General features: G+C 69.7%; 15 protein-coding genes and 1 pseudogene. 11 read left to right on the top strand and 5 right to left on the bottom strand.

Annotated elements, in window-relative coordinates:
* Nucleotides 1–36: 36 nt before the first annotated feature.
* Complete coding sequence (locus IEY78_RS02740) at nt 37–897, bottom strand: alpha/beta hydrolase (RefSeq protein WP_189095889.1); 861 nt, start codon at nt 895–897, stop codon at nt 37–39.
* Between the two features lie 538 nt (nt 898–1,435).
* Here IEY78_RS02740 and IEY78_RS02735 point away from each other — a divergent pair.
* From IEY78_RS02735 to IEY78_RS02715, 5 genes are all read left to right on the top strand, one after another.
* A complete protein-coding gene (locus IEY78_RS02735) occupies nt 1,436–1,576 on the top strand; it encodes a hypothetical protein (RefSeq protein WP_189095888.1) in 141 nt (46 codons plus the stop codon).
* Between the two features lie 163 nt (nt 1,577–1,739).
* On the top strand, nt 1,740–2,846 hold the full coding sequence (locus IEY78_RS02730; protein ID WP_229699660.1) for a cupin domain-containing protein: 1,107 nt from the start codon (nt 1,740–1,742) through the stop codon (nt 2,844–2,846).
* 130 nt (nt 2,847–2,976) lie between these two features.
* Nucleotides 2,977–4,047, top strand: a complete 1,071-nt coding sequence (locus IEY78_RS02725; RefSeq protein ID WP_189095886.1) for a hypothetical protein — start codon at nt 2,977–2,979, stop codon at nt 4,045–4,047.
* Between the two features lie 94 nt (nt 4,048–4,141).
* On the top strand, nt 4,142–5,368 hold the full coding sequence (locus IEY78_RS02720; RefSeq protein ID WP_189095885.1) for an MFS transporter: 1,227 nt from the start codon (nt 4,142–4,144) through the stop codon (nt 5,366–5,368).
* A 160-nt stretch (nt 5,369–5,528) separates the two neighbouring features.
* Nucleotides 5,529–6,344, top strand: coding sequence for an SDR family NAD(P)-dependent oxidoreductase (locus tag IEY78_RS02715; protein ID WP_189095884.1), 816 nt, complete (start codon nt 5,529–5,531; stop codon nt 6,342–6,344).
* Between the two features lie 177 nt (nt 6,345–6,521).
* On the opposite strand, the gene IEY78_RS02710 is transcribed toward IEY78_RS02715, so the two are convergent.
* The 3 genes from IEY78_RS02710 to IEY78_RS02700 form a co-directional block, all read right to left on the bottom strand.
* A complete protein-coding gene (locus IEY78_RS02710) occupies nt 6,522–6,773 on the bottom strand; it encodes a hypothetical protein (protein WP_189095883.1) in 252 nt (83 codons plus the stop codon).
* Nucleotides 6,770–7,384: a nucleotide-binding protein gene (locus tag IEY78_RS02705; RefSeq protein WP_189095882.1), complete on the bottom strand. Its 615-nt coding sequence runs from the start codon at nt 7,382–7,384 to the stop codon at nt 6,770–6,772. Before IEY78_RS02705 ends, IEY78_RS02710 begins: the two co-directional genes overlap by 4 nt.
* A 238-nt stretch (nt 7,385–7,622) precedes the next feature.
* Nucleotides 7,623–8,579: a LysR family transcriptional regulator gene (locus IEY78_RS02700; RefSeq protein WP_189095881.1), complete on the bottom strand. Its 957-nt coding sequence runs from the start codon at nt 8,577–8,579 to the stop codon at nt 7,623–7,625.
* 364 nt (nt 8,580–8,943) lie between these two features.
* Here IEY78_RS02700 and IEY78_RS02695 point away from each other — a divergent pair, with 364 nt between their 5' ends.
* Nucleotides 8,944–10,068, top strand: a complete 1,125-nt coding sequence (locus IEY78_RS02695; RefSeq protein ID WP_189095880.1) for a homogentisate 1,2-dioxygenase — start codon at nt 8,944–8,946, stop codon at nt 10,066–10,068.
* Between the two features lie 327 nt (nt 10,069–10,395).
* Here IEY78_RS02695 and IEY78_RS02690 read toward each other — a convergent pair whose 3' ends face one another.
* Complete coding sequence (locus IEY78_RS02690) at nt 10,396–10,818, bottom strand: secondary thiamine-phosphate synthase enzyme YjbQ (RefSeq protein WP_189095879.1); 423 nt, start codon at nt 10,816–10,818, stop codon at nt 10,396–10,398.
* A 145-nt stretch (nt 10,819–10,963) separates the two neighbouring features.
* Here IEY78_RS02690 and IEY78_RS35080 point away from each other — a divergent pair, with 145 nt between their 5' ends.
* The 5 genes and pseudogenes from IEY78_RS35080 (at nt 10,964) to IEY78_RS02670 (ending at nt 15,694) form a co-directional block, all read left to right on the top strand.
* On the top strand, nt 10,964–11,053 hold the full coding sequence (locus tag IEY78_RS35080) for a putative leader peptide (protein ID WP_352231883.1): 90 nt from the start codon (nt 10,964–10,966) through the stop codon (nt 11,051–11,053).
* Nucleotides 11,054–11,510: 457 nt separating this feature from the next.
* The gene (locus IEY78_RS02685; protein ID WP_373294047.1) at nt 11,511–12,473 is read left to right on the top strand and encodes an ABC transporter permease; all 963 of its coding nucleotides are present in this window, start codon (nt 11,511–11,513) and stop codon (nt 12,471–12,473) included.
* A pseudogene (locus IEY78_RS02680) lies at nt 12,446–13,213 on the top strand (ABC transporter ATP-binding protein); the annotation flags it as partial. The gene IEY78_RS02685 and the pseudogene IEY78_RS02680, both read left to right, overlap by 28 nt.
* A 227-nt stretch (nt 13,214–13,440) precedes the next feature.
* Nucleotides 13,441–14,487 carry an ABC transporter substrate-binding protein gene (locus tag IEY78_RS02675; protein ID WP_189095877.1) on the top strand — a complete coding sequence of 349 codons (1,047 nt, stop codon included), beginning with the start codon at nt 13,441–13,443 and terminating at the stop codon, nt 14,485–14,487.
* Between the two features lies 1 nt (nt 14,488).
* Entirely contained in the window at nt 14,489–15,694 is a 1,206-nt protein-coding gene (locus IEY78_RS02670; protein WP_189095876.1) for an LLM class flavin-dependent oxidoreductase, read from the top strand.
* The last annotated feature ends 141 nt before the right edge of the window (nt 15,695–15,835 follow it).

The raw sequence follows: 15,835 nt of genomic DNA, 5'->3' as shown, positions 1-15,835 counted from the left end.
GGCATCCGCGTCCGTCCGTCAGCTACGCGGCACCGTTCAGCCGGGCAGTCCGCGAACGAAGTCGGCGACCAGCGCCGCCACCGCGTGCGGAGTCTCCGGGATCGTGGGGTGGCTGGCGTCGATCCGGTCGACGCTGACGGTCGGCCGGGTGCGGGAGAGCGTGGCCAGCTGCTCGGAGAGGTCGCTTGCGAACCGGGCGTTGAACTCGTCGAACCACTCGTGGCCGGGCGCAGGCGGGAGCCGTCGGACGGCCTGTACGAGCAGCAGCGGGCGGTCGACCCCGTCGACCCAGGTGGTGACACCGAGTGCGCCGAGCCTGTGGAGTTCGTCGAGGATCTCCCACGCCGCCGCCCGTTCCGGGAGCGTCTGCCACCTGCCGTCGGGCAGCGGACGTGCGGCGGCGCGGGTGGCGGCCTCCGCACGCTCGGCGGAAATCCCCAGCCGGGCGGCATTGGCGACCTGCTCCTCGATGTACCCGGGTGACGCGATGGCCCCGGACGACGCCAGCAGCCCCTCACTCACCCGTTCAGCACCGGGGTACTCGCGTCCCCACCAGAAGCCGTCGAGATTCACGGCCGCACGGGCACGGGCACGGTCCGGGTTCGCCCGGGCGTACTCGACCGCGACCAACCCGCCGAGGGAATGGCCCACCACAACGGCCTCCGGCACGCCGTGCGCGTCGAGTGTGTCCGCGAGGTCCCGCACCACGCCGGGAAGGGTCCAGGGGGAGATGTCGGGAGAACGGCCGTGCCCGGGAAGGTCAACGGCGAGCACCCGGTGCCCGGCGGTGAGCAGAGCGGCCGAGGGGTCCCAGTCAGTGAGGGACCGCGAATAACCGTGCAGAAGAACCAGTTGAGGGCCGTCGCCCCCGTAGTCATGAGCGTGTAGGAGTGTCATCGGGCCTCACTGTAGGACCACGCCGCACGTCTGGCACCTGGATTGAATCGGGTGCCGGAAGGACGTCGAAGCAGCGCATTACCCTCCCGGAAGCACAACCGCATCTGTCGGTTCCGGTTGTTGATGTTGGTCTCCGCCAATCTTCGCCGGGACAATCCGCGCGACATGCCGAGACACAGCCGCCTGCTCCGAGGTGCGTCAACCGCCCCTCACGCACGAGGAGACAATCCGCGGCGGGCGGGCGGCCGGCGCCCTAGAACGCCGATCTTCGGGGCTCTGACCAGCGTATGGAGTCCCGCCGACAGGTCACCGGGCGCACATCGAACTCGCCCGTTCCCGCGCCTACTTGCGACCTCTCCCACATCACATCCGGAAACGATCAGTAACCCGCCCCTCACCGCGCACAGTTGCCAGCGATTGGCAAGCACCGCAGACACTATGACTCGATCTGACGCCCGTGACCATTCCCACGTTTCCCGCAGTTATGGACAACAAGTAGTAGGAATGGAGGGGAAGTTCCCTAGGCAAGGAGACAGTGATGACCAAGGTTTCCGTAGCACCCAAGAGCGAGACGCACGCGGCTCCCCGTCCGAAGCGGATCGGATTCTCCGTGGAGACGGTGAAGACCGCCCAGGTCAAGAACGTGCCGAACCTCGAGGTCGACCAGAAGGACGTGTAAGGGCAGGGGTCAAGTCACTGCCCTGACCCGCCCGGTGGCTCCTGGAGCCACCGGGCACTCCCCTTAAACCGTGAGGAATGGCGTGTTCGCTCTCGAATCCCTGCTTGACCCGATGCCCCTCGATCAATTCCTTCGCGAAAACTGGACAACCCGGGGCGTCGTTTTGCGCGGGCAGGACCGGGACCGATTCCGTTCGCTCTTCTCGTGGGAGCAGCTCAACCACCTGCTCAATTTCCATCGTCTCCGGTTCGGCGAAGAAATCCGCCTGGCGGCGATAGGAAAGAAGATCTCCGGCCAGCCCGAGACGGCCGAGGAGTGGATCAAGCACTGCCAGGACGGCTACACCCTGATCATCAACCAGTTGCAGCGGCGGCTGCCCGCGATCGCCGAACTGGCGACGGGGATCGAGCGTGCGATCGGCCACCGCAGCCAGGTCAACATGTACTGCTCCTGGCCCGCGCAGCAGGGGTTCGACCAACACCACGACGACCATGAGGTCTTCATCCTGCAGATCGAGGGGACGAAGCGATGGGTCGTCTCCGAGGAGACGTACAAGTACCCGCTCGACAAATACAACAACGTCTCCGTCGACACCGGTGAGCCCAAGGGGCCCCCGTACATCGAGACCGAGCTCCATCCGGGCGACGTGCTCTACATTCCACGCGGCCACTGGCACTACGCGGTGGCCGGCGACGAACCCTCTTTGCATCTGACGCTCGGAGTGACCTGCCGCACCGGCGTCTACTGGCTGAAGTGGCTTGCCGACGAGCTGATGGACGAGGAAGAGTGGCGGCGCAATCTCCCGCCCGTCGTGGACGGTGACACGACCCAACTCGCCACACATGTCCGCGCGCTCATGGGCAGGCTCGCCGCGATTGCCGACGACGACCAGCTGTTGCAGACCTACCTCGCCAACCATCTGACCACCCAGGACAGCCGCCACCGGGAGGTCAGCCTCCCGAGTCAGTCCGGGTTCCATGCCCTGTCCACGAAGGCCGACACCCGTCTGCGACAGGCTCGGTTCAACCCCGTCAAGGTCGATCACGATGCCGAGGCCGAGCAGCACCGCATCCAGTTCGGCACCCGGAAGATCACACTCGACGGCGCTCCCGCAGCACTCATCGACAATATCTTCCGCCGCGAGTCGTTCACCATGGCGGAAGCCGTCGACTGGGCCCCCGGATTCGACCCGGACGAGGACATCGCCCCCCTGCTACGGCTGCTGGTCGAGGAGGGAATCCTGCTGGAGGAGCAGCCTCCGCCGGCGTGAGCACCGCACCGATCCCTGCCAGGCCCTGCGTCACGACCGGGCAGGCGGTCCATGTTCCCGGGCCCGTGCCACGACGTCAGTCCTTTAGAGGTGCTGACTGCAGTGCGCTCACCACTGACGGAGACCACCGATGAAGATCGGCCTGATCGAGCTCAGCGCACACAGCGAGGTCCTCGACAGTCTCATACGGCAAGTCATAGACCTCGGGGCGCACCCGACCGTCTTCACCAACCCGTTCTGCGCCGAAGGCTCGGCGGCCGCCGCGTCCCCGGCGGTCGAGTGGCAGGTGTGTCCCCCGGATCTGCCGTACGCGGACTTCCTGGAGCAGCACGCGTCCTCGATCGGTGCGCAGGATCACCTGTTGCTCATCACCCCGGTCGACGCCCTGTGCGGCCCGCTCCACGAGGCGCGCGCGACGAAACCCGCCTGGCACTGTCTGGTGCACAACCTCAACACGTTCACCTCGTCGGACGACAAACGGCCGAGCGCCGCCATCGCGCAGCTCGTTCTCGACGGCGCGGCGAGGATCCTGCTCCCCGATCTCCGGCTCAGTAAGGCCGGCGACCCGCTGCGCAGCCGCGCCCTCAACATCGCCTACCCGCAGCACCCGCCTACCGCATTCACGCGCGACGAGGTGCGGTGCTGCGTCCCGGGGAGGCTGTACTCCGGCAGGGACCACGCCGAAGTGCTGTCCGCACTGGAACTCGCCGCCCCACGGCTGACAAGGCGACTGCACGTCGACTTCCTGGGCGAGCACTCCTCGGAGGAGAGCAAGGCCACCGTCGAAGCGGCGAGGAGGGCACTCGCTCCCGCGGTCGAGCTGCGAGATCACCCGGGTTACGTCAATCAGCAGGACTTCGACCGGACGCTGTCGGAATCCGACTTCCTCATTCTTCCGGTCTCCGAGCAGCTCACCCGTAACGGCATCGTCGAGACACGCGGCCAGACCTGTGTGACCGGCAACGTCAATGACATGGTCCGGTTCGGCCTGCCCTCCCTCCTCCCCGCCTTCTATCCGTTGAGCGGCCATATCGACGGGATGACGGCCCGCTACGACGGCATCGCGTCCCTCGCGGACCTGATCGTGGCCTGGGTGAACACCGGCGAGTTCAACCGCAGGAAGCGAGCGGCCGGTCCGGGACTGACGGCCTACCGGGCCGAATGCCTGTCGGCCATGCGCGAGCAACTGGCCCACCACTAGCGGCTCGCGTCCCCGAAGAGCAGTCATCCGCACCAGAACCGAGAGAAAGCGCCGTGTGCCACCAGGAGAACAACAGCGCCCCGCAGAGGCGCATATGAGAGTCGATGCCACGCGTGGCCCGGTACGTTTCCTGACGATCGCCAGCTTCGTCACCACCGTCGGCAGCGGCCTCTACCTCGCCGGCAGCATGCTGTTCTTCACCCGCGTGGTCGGGCTGAGTGTGTCGGCCGTGGGCAGCGGCCTCGCCCTCGCGACGGTCGCCGGCATCCTGTCGGGCCTCCCCCTCGGTGCGGTGGCCGATCGCGTCGGCCCACGGGGGCTGTACGTCGCCACCCAAGGTGTGCAGGCGACCGCGATGTTCCTGTTCCCGATGACCCACTCCTTCGCCGTCTTCCTCACGCTGGTCACCGTCGCCGCCGTCGGCCAACGCGGCGCCCAGGCGGTCGGCGGCGCCCTCATCGCACGGATCAGCGAGCCCGGGGAACGTACCCGCGTCCGCAGCCATCTCCGGGCGGTCACCAACCTCGGAATGGGCATCGGTGCCGCCGCGGCCGGTATCGCGCTCCAACTCGACTCGACGACCGGCTACACCCTCCTCATCCTGGCGAACGGACTGAGTTTCCTCGCCGCGGCAGGGCTGCTGCTCAAGATCCCGTCCGTGGCGCCGGTGCCACGCCCGCCCGGCGCACCCCGCATGGAGGCCATGCGGGACAGGCCCTACCTCGCCCTGTCGCTGTTGTGCGGCGTCATCGGCTTCCAGTACGACGTGGTGTCCCTGGTCCTGCCGCTCTGGCTGGTGTCGCACACCGCGGCACCCCGGTGGTGGCTGTCCGCACTGCTGGTGGTGAATACGGCGGTGGTCGTCCTGTTCCAGGTCAGGGCGACCCGATGGGTACGGGGCCCGCTGCCCGCCTCCACCGCGCTCCGCGGCGCAGGATTCCTGGCCCTCGCCGGCTGCACGGTACTCGCCCTCGCCACAGGGACCTCCGCCCCCGTCGCCGCGACCCTGCTCCTCGTCGGCGTCCTCCTGCTGTCCTCCGGCGAACTCGGCCTGGCGGCAGGGGCGTTCGAGATCAGCTTCACGTTGGCCCCGGAACACGCCCAAGGCCAGTACCAGGGAGCCTTCAACCTGGCGGACGGCGCGGTCCGCGCGGCGGCACCGATCGTCCTCACCACTCTCTGCCTCCAATGGGGCCGCCCCGGCTGGGTGGCCCTGGGCCTCGCCCTCGCCCTCTGCGGCCTCGCCACCCGCCCCCTCACCCGGTGGGCGCTGCGCACCCGGCCCCTTTCGGCGCCGGAGGCACCTGCGCTGGTCGGCTGAGGGCTCTCGGGTGGCGCTTGACGGGCGCTCGGCGTGAACAACCCCTCGGTCTCGCGGGCAAAGCCCCGAACCTCTCGACCCGGTCGGCTCGGCGATGCCGGCGCTTCGTATGCTCCCGTTCCAGAGACCGGAAGTTGACCACCTTCGGAGGCGAACGAACATGTCGGAACAGCGTGTTGTCCTGGTGACGGGCGGCGGAACGGGGATCGGGGCCGCCGCCGCCCGGCTGCTGCGCACCGCCGGGCACCAGGTCGTGATCTCCGGGCGGCGGCCCGAGCCGCTGCGCCGGGTGGCCGAGGAGACCGGCGCGCTGGCCCACCCTTCCGACGCCGCCGACCCGGAGGCCGTACGCGAACTCGTCGAGGCGACGGTGGCGGCCTACGGGAAACTCGACGCCGTGGTGCTCAACGCCGCGATCGGGCGGGGCGGCGCGGTCGGCGACACCGAGGTCGAGGACTGGGAAGAGCTGATCCGGACCAACCTCACCGGCCCGTTCCTGCTGCTGCGTGCCGCGCTGCCGCATCTGCTGGCGGCACGCGGCGCGGTGGTCGCGGTCGCCTCCGTCGCCGCCCTCCGCAACAGCGTCGGCAACGCGGCCTATGCGACATCCAAGGCGGGTCTGCTCCACCTCTGCCGCTCCCTCGCCGTCGACTACGGCCCGCAGGGACTGCGAGCCAACGTGGTGTGCCCGGGCTGGGTGCGTACGGAGATGGCCGACCAGCGGATGGCACGGTTCGCGTCGGAGGCGGGGCTGGCGGGCGGCGCCGAGGCGGGATACGAGGAGGCGAACCGGCTGAACCCCGCCAGGCGGCCGGGCGACCCGAAGGAAGTCGCCGAGGCCATCGACTGGCTGCTCTCACCCGCCTCGTCCTACGTCAACGGGGCCGTCCTCACCGTCGACGGCGGGGTGACCCAGGTCGGCGTCGGCGGCGCCGCCTTCGACTACCGCATCGAGCCACGCACCCCGGAGGTGTGACGGGCGACCGCAGGGCGATCCCGGGGGGACGAACGAGGGGCCGTGTGCGGGGCCTGGACGTGCGGCATCTGTGGAGGGGCCGTGTGCGAGGCCCTGGACGCACGACATCTGCGGAGGATTCCGACCGTCTGACGAGACTGACGACTGCTCCGCAACCACACACCTACGGGACAGCTCTCAGCCTCCGGGGCGAGTCACCCTGCCGACCGTGGCGGCCAGGCTCCGCAGGACGGACGTGCCGGCGAACACCACCGAGGAGACCGGCCGCCCCACCCATCGCGTCAGATCACCCTGCAGGTCGGGATCCACCTCGACGGTCACCCGGATGTACCTGCTCTGCAGCGAGGTGACCTTGGTGGACCGGGGCCCGGAGACGTCGTCCTGCTCGCGCCGCAATGCGGCGCGGTAGTTCTCCCTGCGCTGGCTCATCTCTCATCCTGACGCTTGATCAGTTCCTCCGCGAAGTCCACATACGCCGACCCCTTGGCCTGGACCGAGGTCCCGAACGACTGGGCGTACAGGTCGAGCCGCGCGATCTGGGTGTCCAGCACCTCGAACCCCCGCTCGGTGAGGGCGTCGCGAGCGTCGGCATCGGGCCCGGTGCGCGTGGCGTCCGGCCGGTTGGTGCGATTGAGCAGGACCGCTGTACGGGCCGGCTGAGCACGCAGCGACTGCACGTCCGCCATCTCACCGAGGATGGGTGCCATCCGGTCCAGTTCGATGGGGGCGGGAGTCACGGGCACGATCCACTCACCGGCATACCTCATGATGCTGCGGGCGATCCGAGGATGGTCCTCCAGCTGAGGCGCATCGAGCACGACGGCCTGCCGGTTGCCGAGGAAGTCGTTCACGCGACGGTGGACATCCCCCACCGGCAGGGCGATCACCGGAAACGGAAAGCCACCGGCCAGCTCACTCCAGCGCAGCGCGGAAGCAGCGGGGTCACCGTCGACCAGCAGGGGCGACAGTCCCAACTCATGCAGCGCATGGGCCAGCCACACAGCACTCGTCGTCTTCCCGACGCCGGGCTTGAGGTTCACAAACGCACAGCTCAACGGCACAAGAGCCGACAATAACGGCCACAACCGTCCCACTCCGGTCGGCACGAGCACGAGGCCCCATGATTCACCCGCACGCCGGTGAGAAACGGCGGGTGCCATGCGGCCTGCGGCCCGGACCTCCCCGCACCGAGTACCCCACTCGGCCGCAGGGGGCGGTGACGAGCCCGGCTAGTCACGGATGCCTGGGGGGGCGCGTTCGTCGGCCCCCGGGTGTGGATCAGTTCGTGGTCCGCAGTGTGTCGCGATCGGGCTTCGGGAGCCACCAGTTGGTGCCCGGGGGGCGGTGCCAGTGGTGGGTCCGGGCGTAGGTGTGGATGAGTTCCAGGGCTCGGTTGAGAGCGGGGTGCGCGGTGGTGGTGTTCCAGACGGCGTGCCAGGGGTAGAGCGGGACGGGGTCGGTCAGGGGCCGGACGGTGAGGCCGTCGGGGATGTGTGCGGAGGTGCGACCGAAGGCCGGGTGGCGGAGGGCTTGGACGGCGGCCAGAGCGGAGGTGCTGCCGTGACCGCGTACGCGTGTCGCCACCTTCAGCCCGAAGGCAGCGACGGCCTGATCGGCCCAGTCGTGCCACTCGGCGGACTCGTCCGCCGAGTGGATCAGGAGCGGGTGATCGGCGAGGGCGGCAAGGGGGACCTCGTCCCGGTCGGCGAGGGGGTGGCCGGTGGGGAGGATGACGCCGATGGGGTCCAGGCCCACGGGCATGGTGGCGAGGGCGGCGCCGAGGGAGCGGCCGAGGCCGAAGGGGCGGCCGAAGGCAAGGTCGAGGTCGCCGGTGAGGAGGCGGGGCAGTGCTGCGGCCATGCCGTGGCTCTGGAGCACCTCGAACGGCAGGTCGGGGGCCTGGGTGCGCAGGTGGGGGATCAGGAGCGTGGAGGGAAGGCCCTCGGCAACGACGTCGATGCGCAGGGGTGTGCAGGTGTGGGTGACATCGTCGACCAGACGCCCGGCGTCGACGAGGAGGCGTCGGCCGCGTTCGGCGAAGATCTCGCCGGCGGGGGTGAGGGCGACGTGGCGGCGATCGCGGGTGAACAGCGGGACGCCGAGCCGTTTCTCCAGGGTTCTGATCTGGGCGGAGAGAGTCTGCTGGGCGATGGTGAGCCGGTCCGCGGCCCGGCCGAAGTGGAGTTCGTCGGCCAGGGTGACGGCATAGCGCACCTGGCGCAGGTCGAGGTCCACAACTCCCCACCGTAACAGTCTGAGGCTGTCACGTATCCGATGAAGGGTGTTGGACCGGCGGCATGCTGTGGTTGTTGACTCATGGAGTGGCAGGCGCCAGAGGGGCGCGCACCGAACGTGCCACCGGCCTTTGATCGCTGCGTCAAAGGCGGGTGACGTGGCGAGCCAGTGGCCGCGCGTACCTACCGGCTCCGCGAGGCGCGGTGCGGTGCGGTGCGGTCGGGGCTGCGTCGCCACCGTGCCTGGCACGACTGCTGCCGGACGGGGTCTCTCGCCGGACTGGCCACCACACCACACCCACCTCCAACTCACTCACCAAATAGGGCGCTTGGCGCGCGCCGGCGCCCGATGGAGAAGTCACCGTATGTTCGCGAAGCACGTTCAGGGCCGGATCTCCCGCCAGGCACATGCCCGAGTGCCCGAGGGCACCTTCGAGGAGCACCACGGCCGTCAGGGGTTCGAGGGCGATGTCTCTCAGCTCTACCACGCCCACCCGACCACGGACTGGCTGCGGGTGGAGGGCCCGATCCGGCCCCGGGGCATCCGGCTCACCGACGTTCCGGCCGCCGATGAGCACGACGAGCGTGCCCTGCCGACGCCGCTGCTGTTCAACGAGGACATCACGGTCTCGGTGTCGAAGCGGACGGCGCCGATGCCGTACTACTTCCGCAACACCGACGGCGACACCCTGTTGCTGGTCCAGTCGGGCAGTGGCGCCCTCGTCACCGACTACGGCACCCTTGCGTACGGGCCGCTGGAGTACCTGGTGATCCCCAAGGGCACCAACTACCGCATCGTCCCCGACCCCGACGCCGAGCAGCACGTCACCTACGTGGTGGAGACGCGGGAGCCGATCACGCTCCCCGAGCGGGGGCTGCTGGGGCACTTCCTGCCCTTCGACCGCGGCGTCCTCCACGTCCCCGAGCTCGACGCCGGCATCGCCGCCCCCTGCGCGCAGAGTTCGGCCGGCGAGTGGGAGGTGCTCGTCAAACGCGCGGGCGAACTGTCGTCAATCTTCTACGCCTTCGACCCCGCCGACGTGGAAGGCTGGACCGGCACCCTGGCTCCCTTCCGGCTGCGCCTGGCGGACCTCCGCCCGCTCGCCTGCGAACGCCTCGAAATCCCGCCGATGGCACACGCCACCTTCCAGGCCGGGCAGAACTGGTTCGTCACCATGGCCCCCCGGCCCACCCAGACGGCGGACGACGCGGACAAGGCACAGCCGGCCCACCGCAACGTCGACTACGACGAGTTGTTCGTCTTCCTCGGCACCGGCGACGACGAACAGGTCGGTCCGCCGGCGGGGCTGGCCAGCGTCACACCGGCCGGCATGAACCACGGTCCCGACCAGGTCCGCCACGCCAACCCACGCAGTCGGCTGCCGTTCTACGTATGGAACGTCGACACCACCCGGCCCCTGCGCTACACCGAAGCCTTCGAGACCGTCGAGATACCCGACTTCGCCCGCCACGAGAGCTATCGCGGCTGACACGGCGACGGACGGCGAGAGCTGCTCCGGCCACTCCACTGTGGTGTCCTCCACCAGCATGCACTCCAGGTCGGTGCAGAGCTGGACCTGGATGTCGCCCCCGGCTACATCGTGGAGCAGCAGGTCTTCTGCCTTCAGCAAGTCCTCACCGGGCCATCTTTGTGATGCGGTGCCAGCGCGGGAGGGCGTTGTACAGCGATGGGCGGTCGGAGCATCAGAGGACCTGATGCTCCGACCGCCCACGCCATGTGGTCTGCCTGGTCGGGCTTCTGGTCTCATCTCACCCCTCCGGTCCTGCCAGGACGAAGCCGTCCTGAGCGATCTTCGTCAGCCCAGGAAGCTCAGCCGCACCGTCCGTTCCGGGTTGTCCACGTTCGTGTCGACCAGGCAGATCGACTGCCATGTGCCCAGTGCCAGGCGGCCCGAGATGACCGGGAGGGTGGCGTGGGGTGGGACGAGGGCGGGGAGGACGTGGTCGCGGCCGTGGCCGGGGGTGCCGTGGCGGTGGCGCCACCGGTTGTCTGCGGGGAGGAGGTCATGGAGGGCGGCCAGGAGGTCTTCGTCGCTGCCGGCGCCGGTTTCCAGTAGGGCGATACCGGCCGTGGCGTGCGGGACGAAGATGTTCAGGAGGCCGTCGCGGCCGTCCGCCACTTCTTGGAGGAATGTGGCGCAGTCGGTGGTGAGGTCGGCGACGGTCTCGGTGGTGCCGGTGGTGATTTCCAGGGTGCGGGTGGTGAATGCGGTGCTCATGCGTGCATTTTCCTATGGGCGGCGCGTCCGTGTCGCCAGCCTCGCGGGCGCCTCTCGCAATGTTGCCGACATGCTCCGGCAATAAGGGTCCACCAGCCGAGATGACGATTGACCCCTCTTGGACGGCGCAGCTACGTTCATCGGCATGCCTACCTCAGCCCTGCTCACCACGCGCGGTCATATCGACCTGGTGCGGGTGTCCTCTGCCGCGTGTCGCCGCGGCGGCTGTTGCTGACGCCACAGCAGATGCGGGAGGCCGGATGCACGGCCTGTTGCTCGTGATGCGGTCAGGCTGCTGAACGGCTGCTCGGGCTCGTGAGGGGTTCTGTTCCGGTGGAGTTGCGACCCCGAGTCTTCTGGCCCGGCACGGGAATGGCGCTGCGGGCGTTCGCGGCACCGGGATGTGTGTCGTAAGCCAGCCTTCCGGGTGCGTTGTTGCATCTTGTGGTGCTGCGTATTCGGCTCGCCGCAGGTGTGTCGTGTAGGCGTCTCGTGTGTGCGCGTCTCGCTGTTGATTCTTTGCGGCCTGATTCTCGTTCCCGATGGCTTCGGTCTCGTCGTCATGCCGGGTATTTCTGCGTGCGTGGCGGTTCAGTGCGGGGCGGGAGTTTCCCTCGCACCTCGCCTTCTCTCTCGCGCCTCGCCCCCTCTCTCTGTATTTCTCCCTCCCCTCCCCCGCCCGTGGAGCATTCATGACTGTTGAGCAGGCCGTGCGCGGCCATGTGCCGCCCGATGTCGCCGATTCCTCTTCGCAGCCCGTCCACTTGGGGAGTTCGGAGGAGTGGAGGGAGCCGCCGGAGGAGTCGGCGGGGGGTGAGGCCGAGGGTGTTGCCGGTGGTCGGGGCGACGGGCTTGAGCTGGTGCGTGTGGTGCCGGATTCGCGGCGTCGGTGGGCGGTGCCGCGGTGGTTGCGGCGTACGGCCGGGCCGGTGGCGCTCCTGGTGCTGTGGCAGGTGTTGAGCGCGAGTGGGGTGCTGGAGGCCGGCATTCTGGCATCGCCCGGCACCATCGCGGCGACCGCCGGTGATCTGGTCTCGGACGGCACGCTGCCCTCGGCGATGCTGGTGTCGGTCCAACGGGTCGCTGTCGGGCTGCTGTTGGGTGGCGTGACGGGTGTGGTGCTGGCACTGGTGTCGGGGCTTTCGCGGCTCGGTGAGGACCTGGTCGACGCCACCGTGCAGATGCTGCGGGCCATCCCGTGGGTGGGAGTGATCCCGCTGTTCATCATCTGGCTGGGCATCGGTGAGGCGCCCAAGATCGCGTTGATCTCGCTGGGAGTGGCCTTCCACCTGTATCTGAACGTGTATGCCGGGATCCGTGGCGTGGACGAGCAGTTGGTCGAGGCGGGGAACTCGCTCGGGCTGAGCCGCTGGGGCCTCATCCGGCATGTGGTGCTGCCCGGTGCGCTGCCGGGCGCCCTGACCGGACTGCGCTACTCGCTGGCCACCGCGTGGCTCGCGCTCGTCTTCGGCGAGCAGATCAACGCCGATGACGGGCTGGGCTTTCTGATGAACCAGGCCCGGGAGTTCTTCCGCACCGACGTGATCGTCGTGTGCCTGGTCGTCTACGCGCTCCTCGGGCTGCTCGCCGACCTCCTCATCCGTACTCTCGAAAGGCTGCTGCTGCAATGGCGACCGACGTTCACGGGCCGGTGACCGGGATCGACCACCGGGAGCCGCCGCCCCCCGCGGGCCCCGGTGCCGCCGTGGAGGTGAGCGGGCTGGTGCGGGCGTTCGGTGACCGGGTGGTCATCGACGGCCTGGAGCTGTCCGTCCGTCCCGGTGAGTTCGTGGCACTGCTCGGGCGCAGCGGCTGCGGAAAGTCGACCCTGCTGCGGGTGCTGGCCGGGCTCGACCGGGAGATCGCGGGCGAGGTGCTGGTGCCGCGCCGCAAGGCCGTGGCGTTCCAGGAACCGCGACTGATGCCCTGGAAGCGGGTCTGGCGCAATGTGGTGCTGGGACTGCCGGGGCGTCCGCAACGCGAGGCTGCCGTACGGGCGTTGGCGGAGGTCGGCCTCGGGCATCGGGCGGATGCCTGGCCCAAGACGCTCTCGGGTGGTGAGGCACAGCGCGCGTCGCTCGCCCGTGCACTGGTGCGGGAGCCGGATCTGCTGCTGCTCGACGAGCCGTTCGGCTCCCTTGACGCACTGACCCGGCTCAAGGCCCAGCGCTTGGTCGCGGAGTTGTGGCAGGAGCGCGGCTGCGCGGTGCTGCTGGTCACCCATGACGTGGAGGAGGCACTGCTGCTCGCCGACCGGGTGCTGGTGATGGAGGGCGGGCGGATCGCGTACGAGGCCGGGGTGGAGCTGTCGCGGCCGCGCGAGGTCTCCGATCCGCGCTTCGGCGCACTGCGCGCCGAACTGCTCGACCGGCTGGGGGTGGAGGGTGCGGAGGAAGAGGGCGATGTGCCCGGCACCCGTACGCAGACTGCCGTCCCCGCAGCAACAGGAACAGGAACAGGAACAACCGCAGCCGCTGACACCGGTACCGGCACCGGCACCCGCGTCGGCACCGAGGCCGACGCCGACGCCGGGCAACGCCTCACCCCCGCAACCGCCCCCGACCCCCTCCAGGGTCCCGATCCCGCCACCCCGCTCCACCCCCAGAACGAAACGGACACACCATGAGAGCACGCCATCTCGGCCCGGCCGCCCTGCTGCTTCCGCTCGCCCTGTCGCTGGCCGGCTGCGGGGGTGCGCCGCGGGCCCAGGGGGCCGGGGGCGGCACCGGCAGCGGTACGGACGGCAAGGGGTCGCTGACGCTCAACGTCGGTGACCAGAAGGGGGGTTCGGAGGCACTGCTGCGTGCCGCAGGGGAGCTGGATGACCTTCCGTACAAGATCAAGTGGTCGACGTTCACCTCGGGGCCGCCGCTGCTGGAGGCGGTCAACGCGGGGGCGGTGGATGTCGGCGCGGTCGGCAACACGCCGCCCGTGTTCGCCGCCGCGGCGAAGTCGAAGATCAAGGTGATCGCGGCGACGCACAGCAGGGCGGACGGCGAGGCGATCCTGGTACGGAGGGGCTCCCCGCTCAAGCATCCGGCGCAGCTCAAGGGCAAGACCATCGCCGTGGCCCAGGGCAGTTCCGCGCACTACCAGCTCATCGCCTCGCTGAAGAAGGCCGGACTGACGCCGATGGACGTCACGCTCAGCTATCTCCAGCCGGCCGACGCGCTCGCCGCGTTCACCCGCGGGAAGGTGGACGCCTGGGCGGTGTGGGACCCGTACACCTCACAGGCCCTGGACGGGGCCGGGGCGCGGGTGCTGACCACCGGGCAGGGCGTGGTCAACGGGCTGGGCTTCCAGGTCGCCGCGCCGGCCGCGCTGGACGACAAGAAGAAGTCCGCGGCGCTGAAGGACTACACCGACCGGCTGCGGCGGGCGCAGCACTGGGTGTTCACCCACCCCGACGACTTCGCGAAGGCCTGGGCGAAGGAGACCGGGCTGCCGCGGAAGACGGCGCTGGACGCGGTCCGGCGCACCCGGGGCACGGCGGTCGCGGTCGCCGTGGACAAGCCCGCCGTCGCCTCCGAGCAGCGGATCGTGGACGCGTTCGCGGCGCAGAAGCTGATTCCGCGGTCCTTCCGCTTCGGGGACTTCGTCGACCCGCGTTTCAACGGTGACCTGCCGCCTTCGAGCACGGCACCGCACACCTACGGAAAGGCGCACTGAGATGTCCGTACACCTGCACTGGTTTCTGCCGACCGGCGGCGACGGGCGGACGCTCGTCGACCGGCACGCCTACACCGACGGAGGAATCCGGCGCGACCGCATCACTCCGGTGAGCGGGGTACGGGCCCCGGACATCGAGTATCTCGCCCAAATAGCCAAGGCCGCAGAGCAGTTGGGGTTCGAGGCGGTGCTCACGCCGACCGGTACCTGGTGCGAGGACGCCTGGCTGACGACGGTGGCGCTGACCCAGGTGACGGAGCGGCTGAAGTTCCTCGTCGCGTTCCGGCCCGGGGTGATCTCGCCGGTGCTGGCGGCGCAGATGGCCGCGACGTACCAGCGGATCTCGCGGGGGCGGCTGCTGCTGAACGTGGTGACCGGCGGGGACTCGACCGAGCAGCGGCGGTTCGGGGACTCGCTCGACCATGACCGGCGCTATGCCCGCACGGATGAGTTCTTGCAGGTCGTACGCGGGGTGTGGGGCGGCAAGCCGTTCGACTTCCAGGGCGAGCACTACCAGATCGAGGGTGGTCTGACGGCGCTGCCGCCGGATCCGCTGCCGCAGATCTTCTTCGGCGGCTCCTCGCCCGCCGCGGGACCGGTCGCCGCCCGGAACGTGGATGTCTACCTCACCTGGGGAGAGCCGCCCGAGCAGGTCCGGCAGAAGATCGAGTGGATCCGCGGGCTGGCGGAGAAGGAGGGGCGTACGGTCCGGTTCGGCATCCGGCTGCACACCATCTCGCGGGATTCGTCGAAGGAAGCCTGGGCGACCGCCGGACGGCTGCTCGACGATCTCGCCCCGGAGACGATCGCGTCCGCGCAGCAGGCGCTGGGCAAGAGCGAGTCGGTGGGACAGCAGCGGATGCTGGCGCTGCACGGCGGGTCGCGCGACAAGCTGGAGATCTCGCCCAATCTGTGGGCGGGCGTCGGCCTGGTGCGCGGCGGTGCCGGGACGGCGCTGGTCGGCAGCCATGCCGAGGTCGCCGACCGGATCGAGGAATACCACGCACTGGGCGTCGAGCACTTCGTGCTCTCCGGATATCCGCATCTGGAGGAGGCGTACTGGTTCGGGGAGGGCGTCCGGCCGGAGCTGGCGGCCCGCGGACTGCTGGATGCCGGACGCCCACCGCTGGACGGGGTGCCCGCCGCGAACGGCCGGCCTGCGTCCGCACCGGGTGGCGCGCCCTTGCTGGTCGCGGGCGGCCGCTGAGCGGGGTGGTGTGGGACAGCGTGGGGGCGGTAGCGGTGAGCGCCGCCCCCACGCGGGCCCCCGCCCGCCGGTTCCGGGCGCGCGGGCGTCCGAGCCCGGGTCCACTGCGCCGACAAGGCGTCCCGCGGTCCGGGAAGACAT

This window comes from Streptomyces kronopolitis (genome assembly GCF_014646275.1).
GTDB lineage: Bacteria > Actinomycetota > Actinomycetes > Streptomycetales > Streptomycetaceae > Streptomyces > Streptomyces kronopolitis.
Note: the sequence above shows the minus strand (reverse complement) of the source record. Positions and strands in the feature narration are given on the sequence as shown.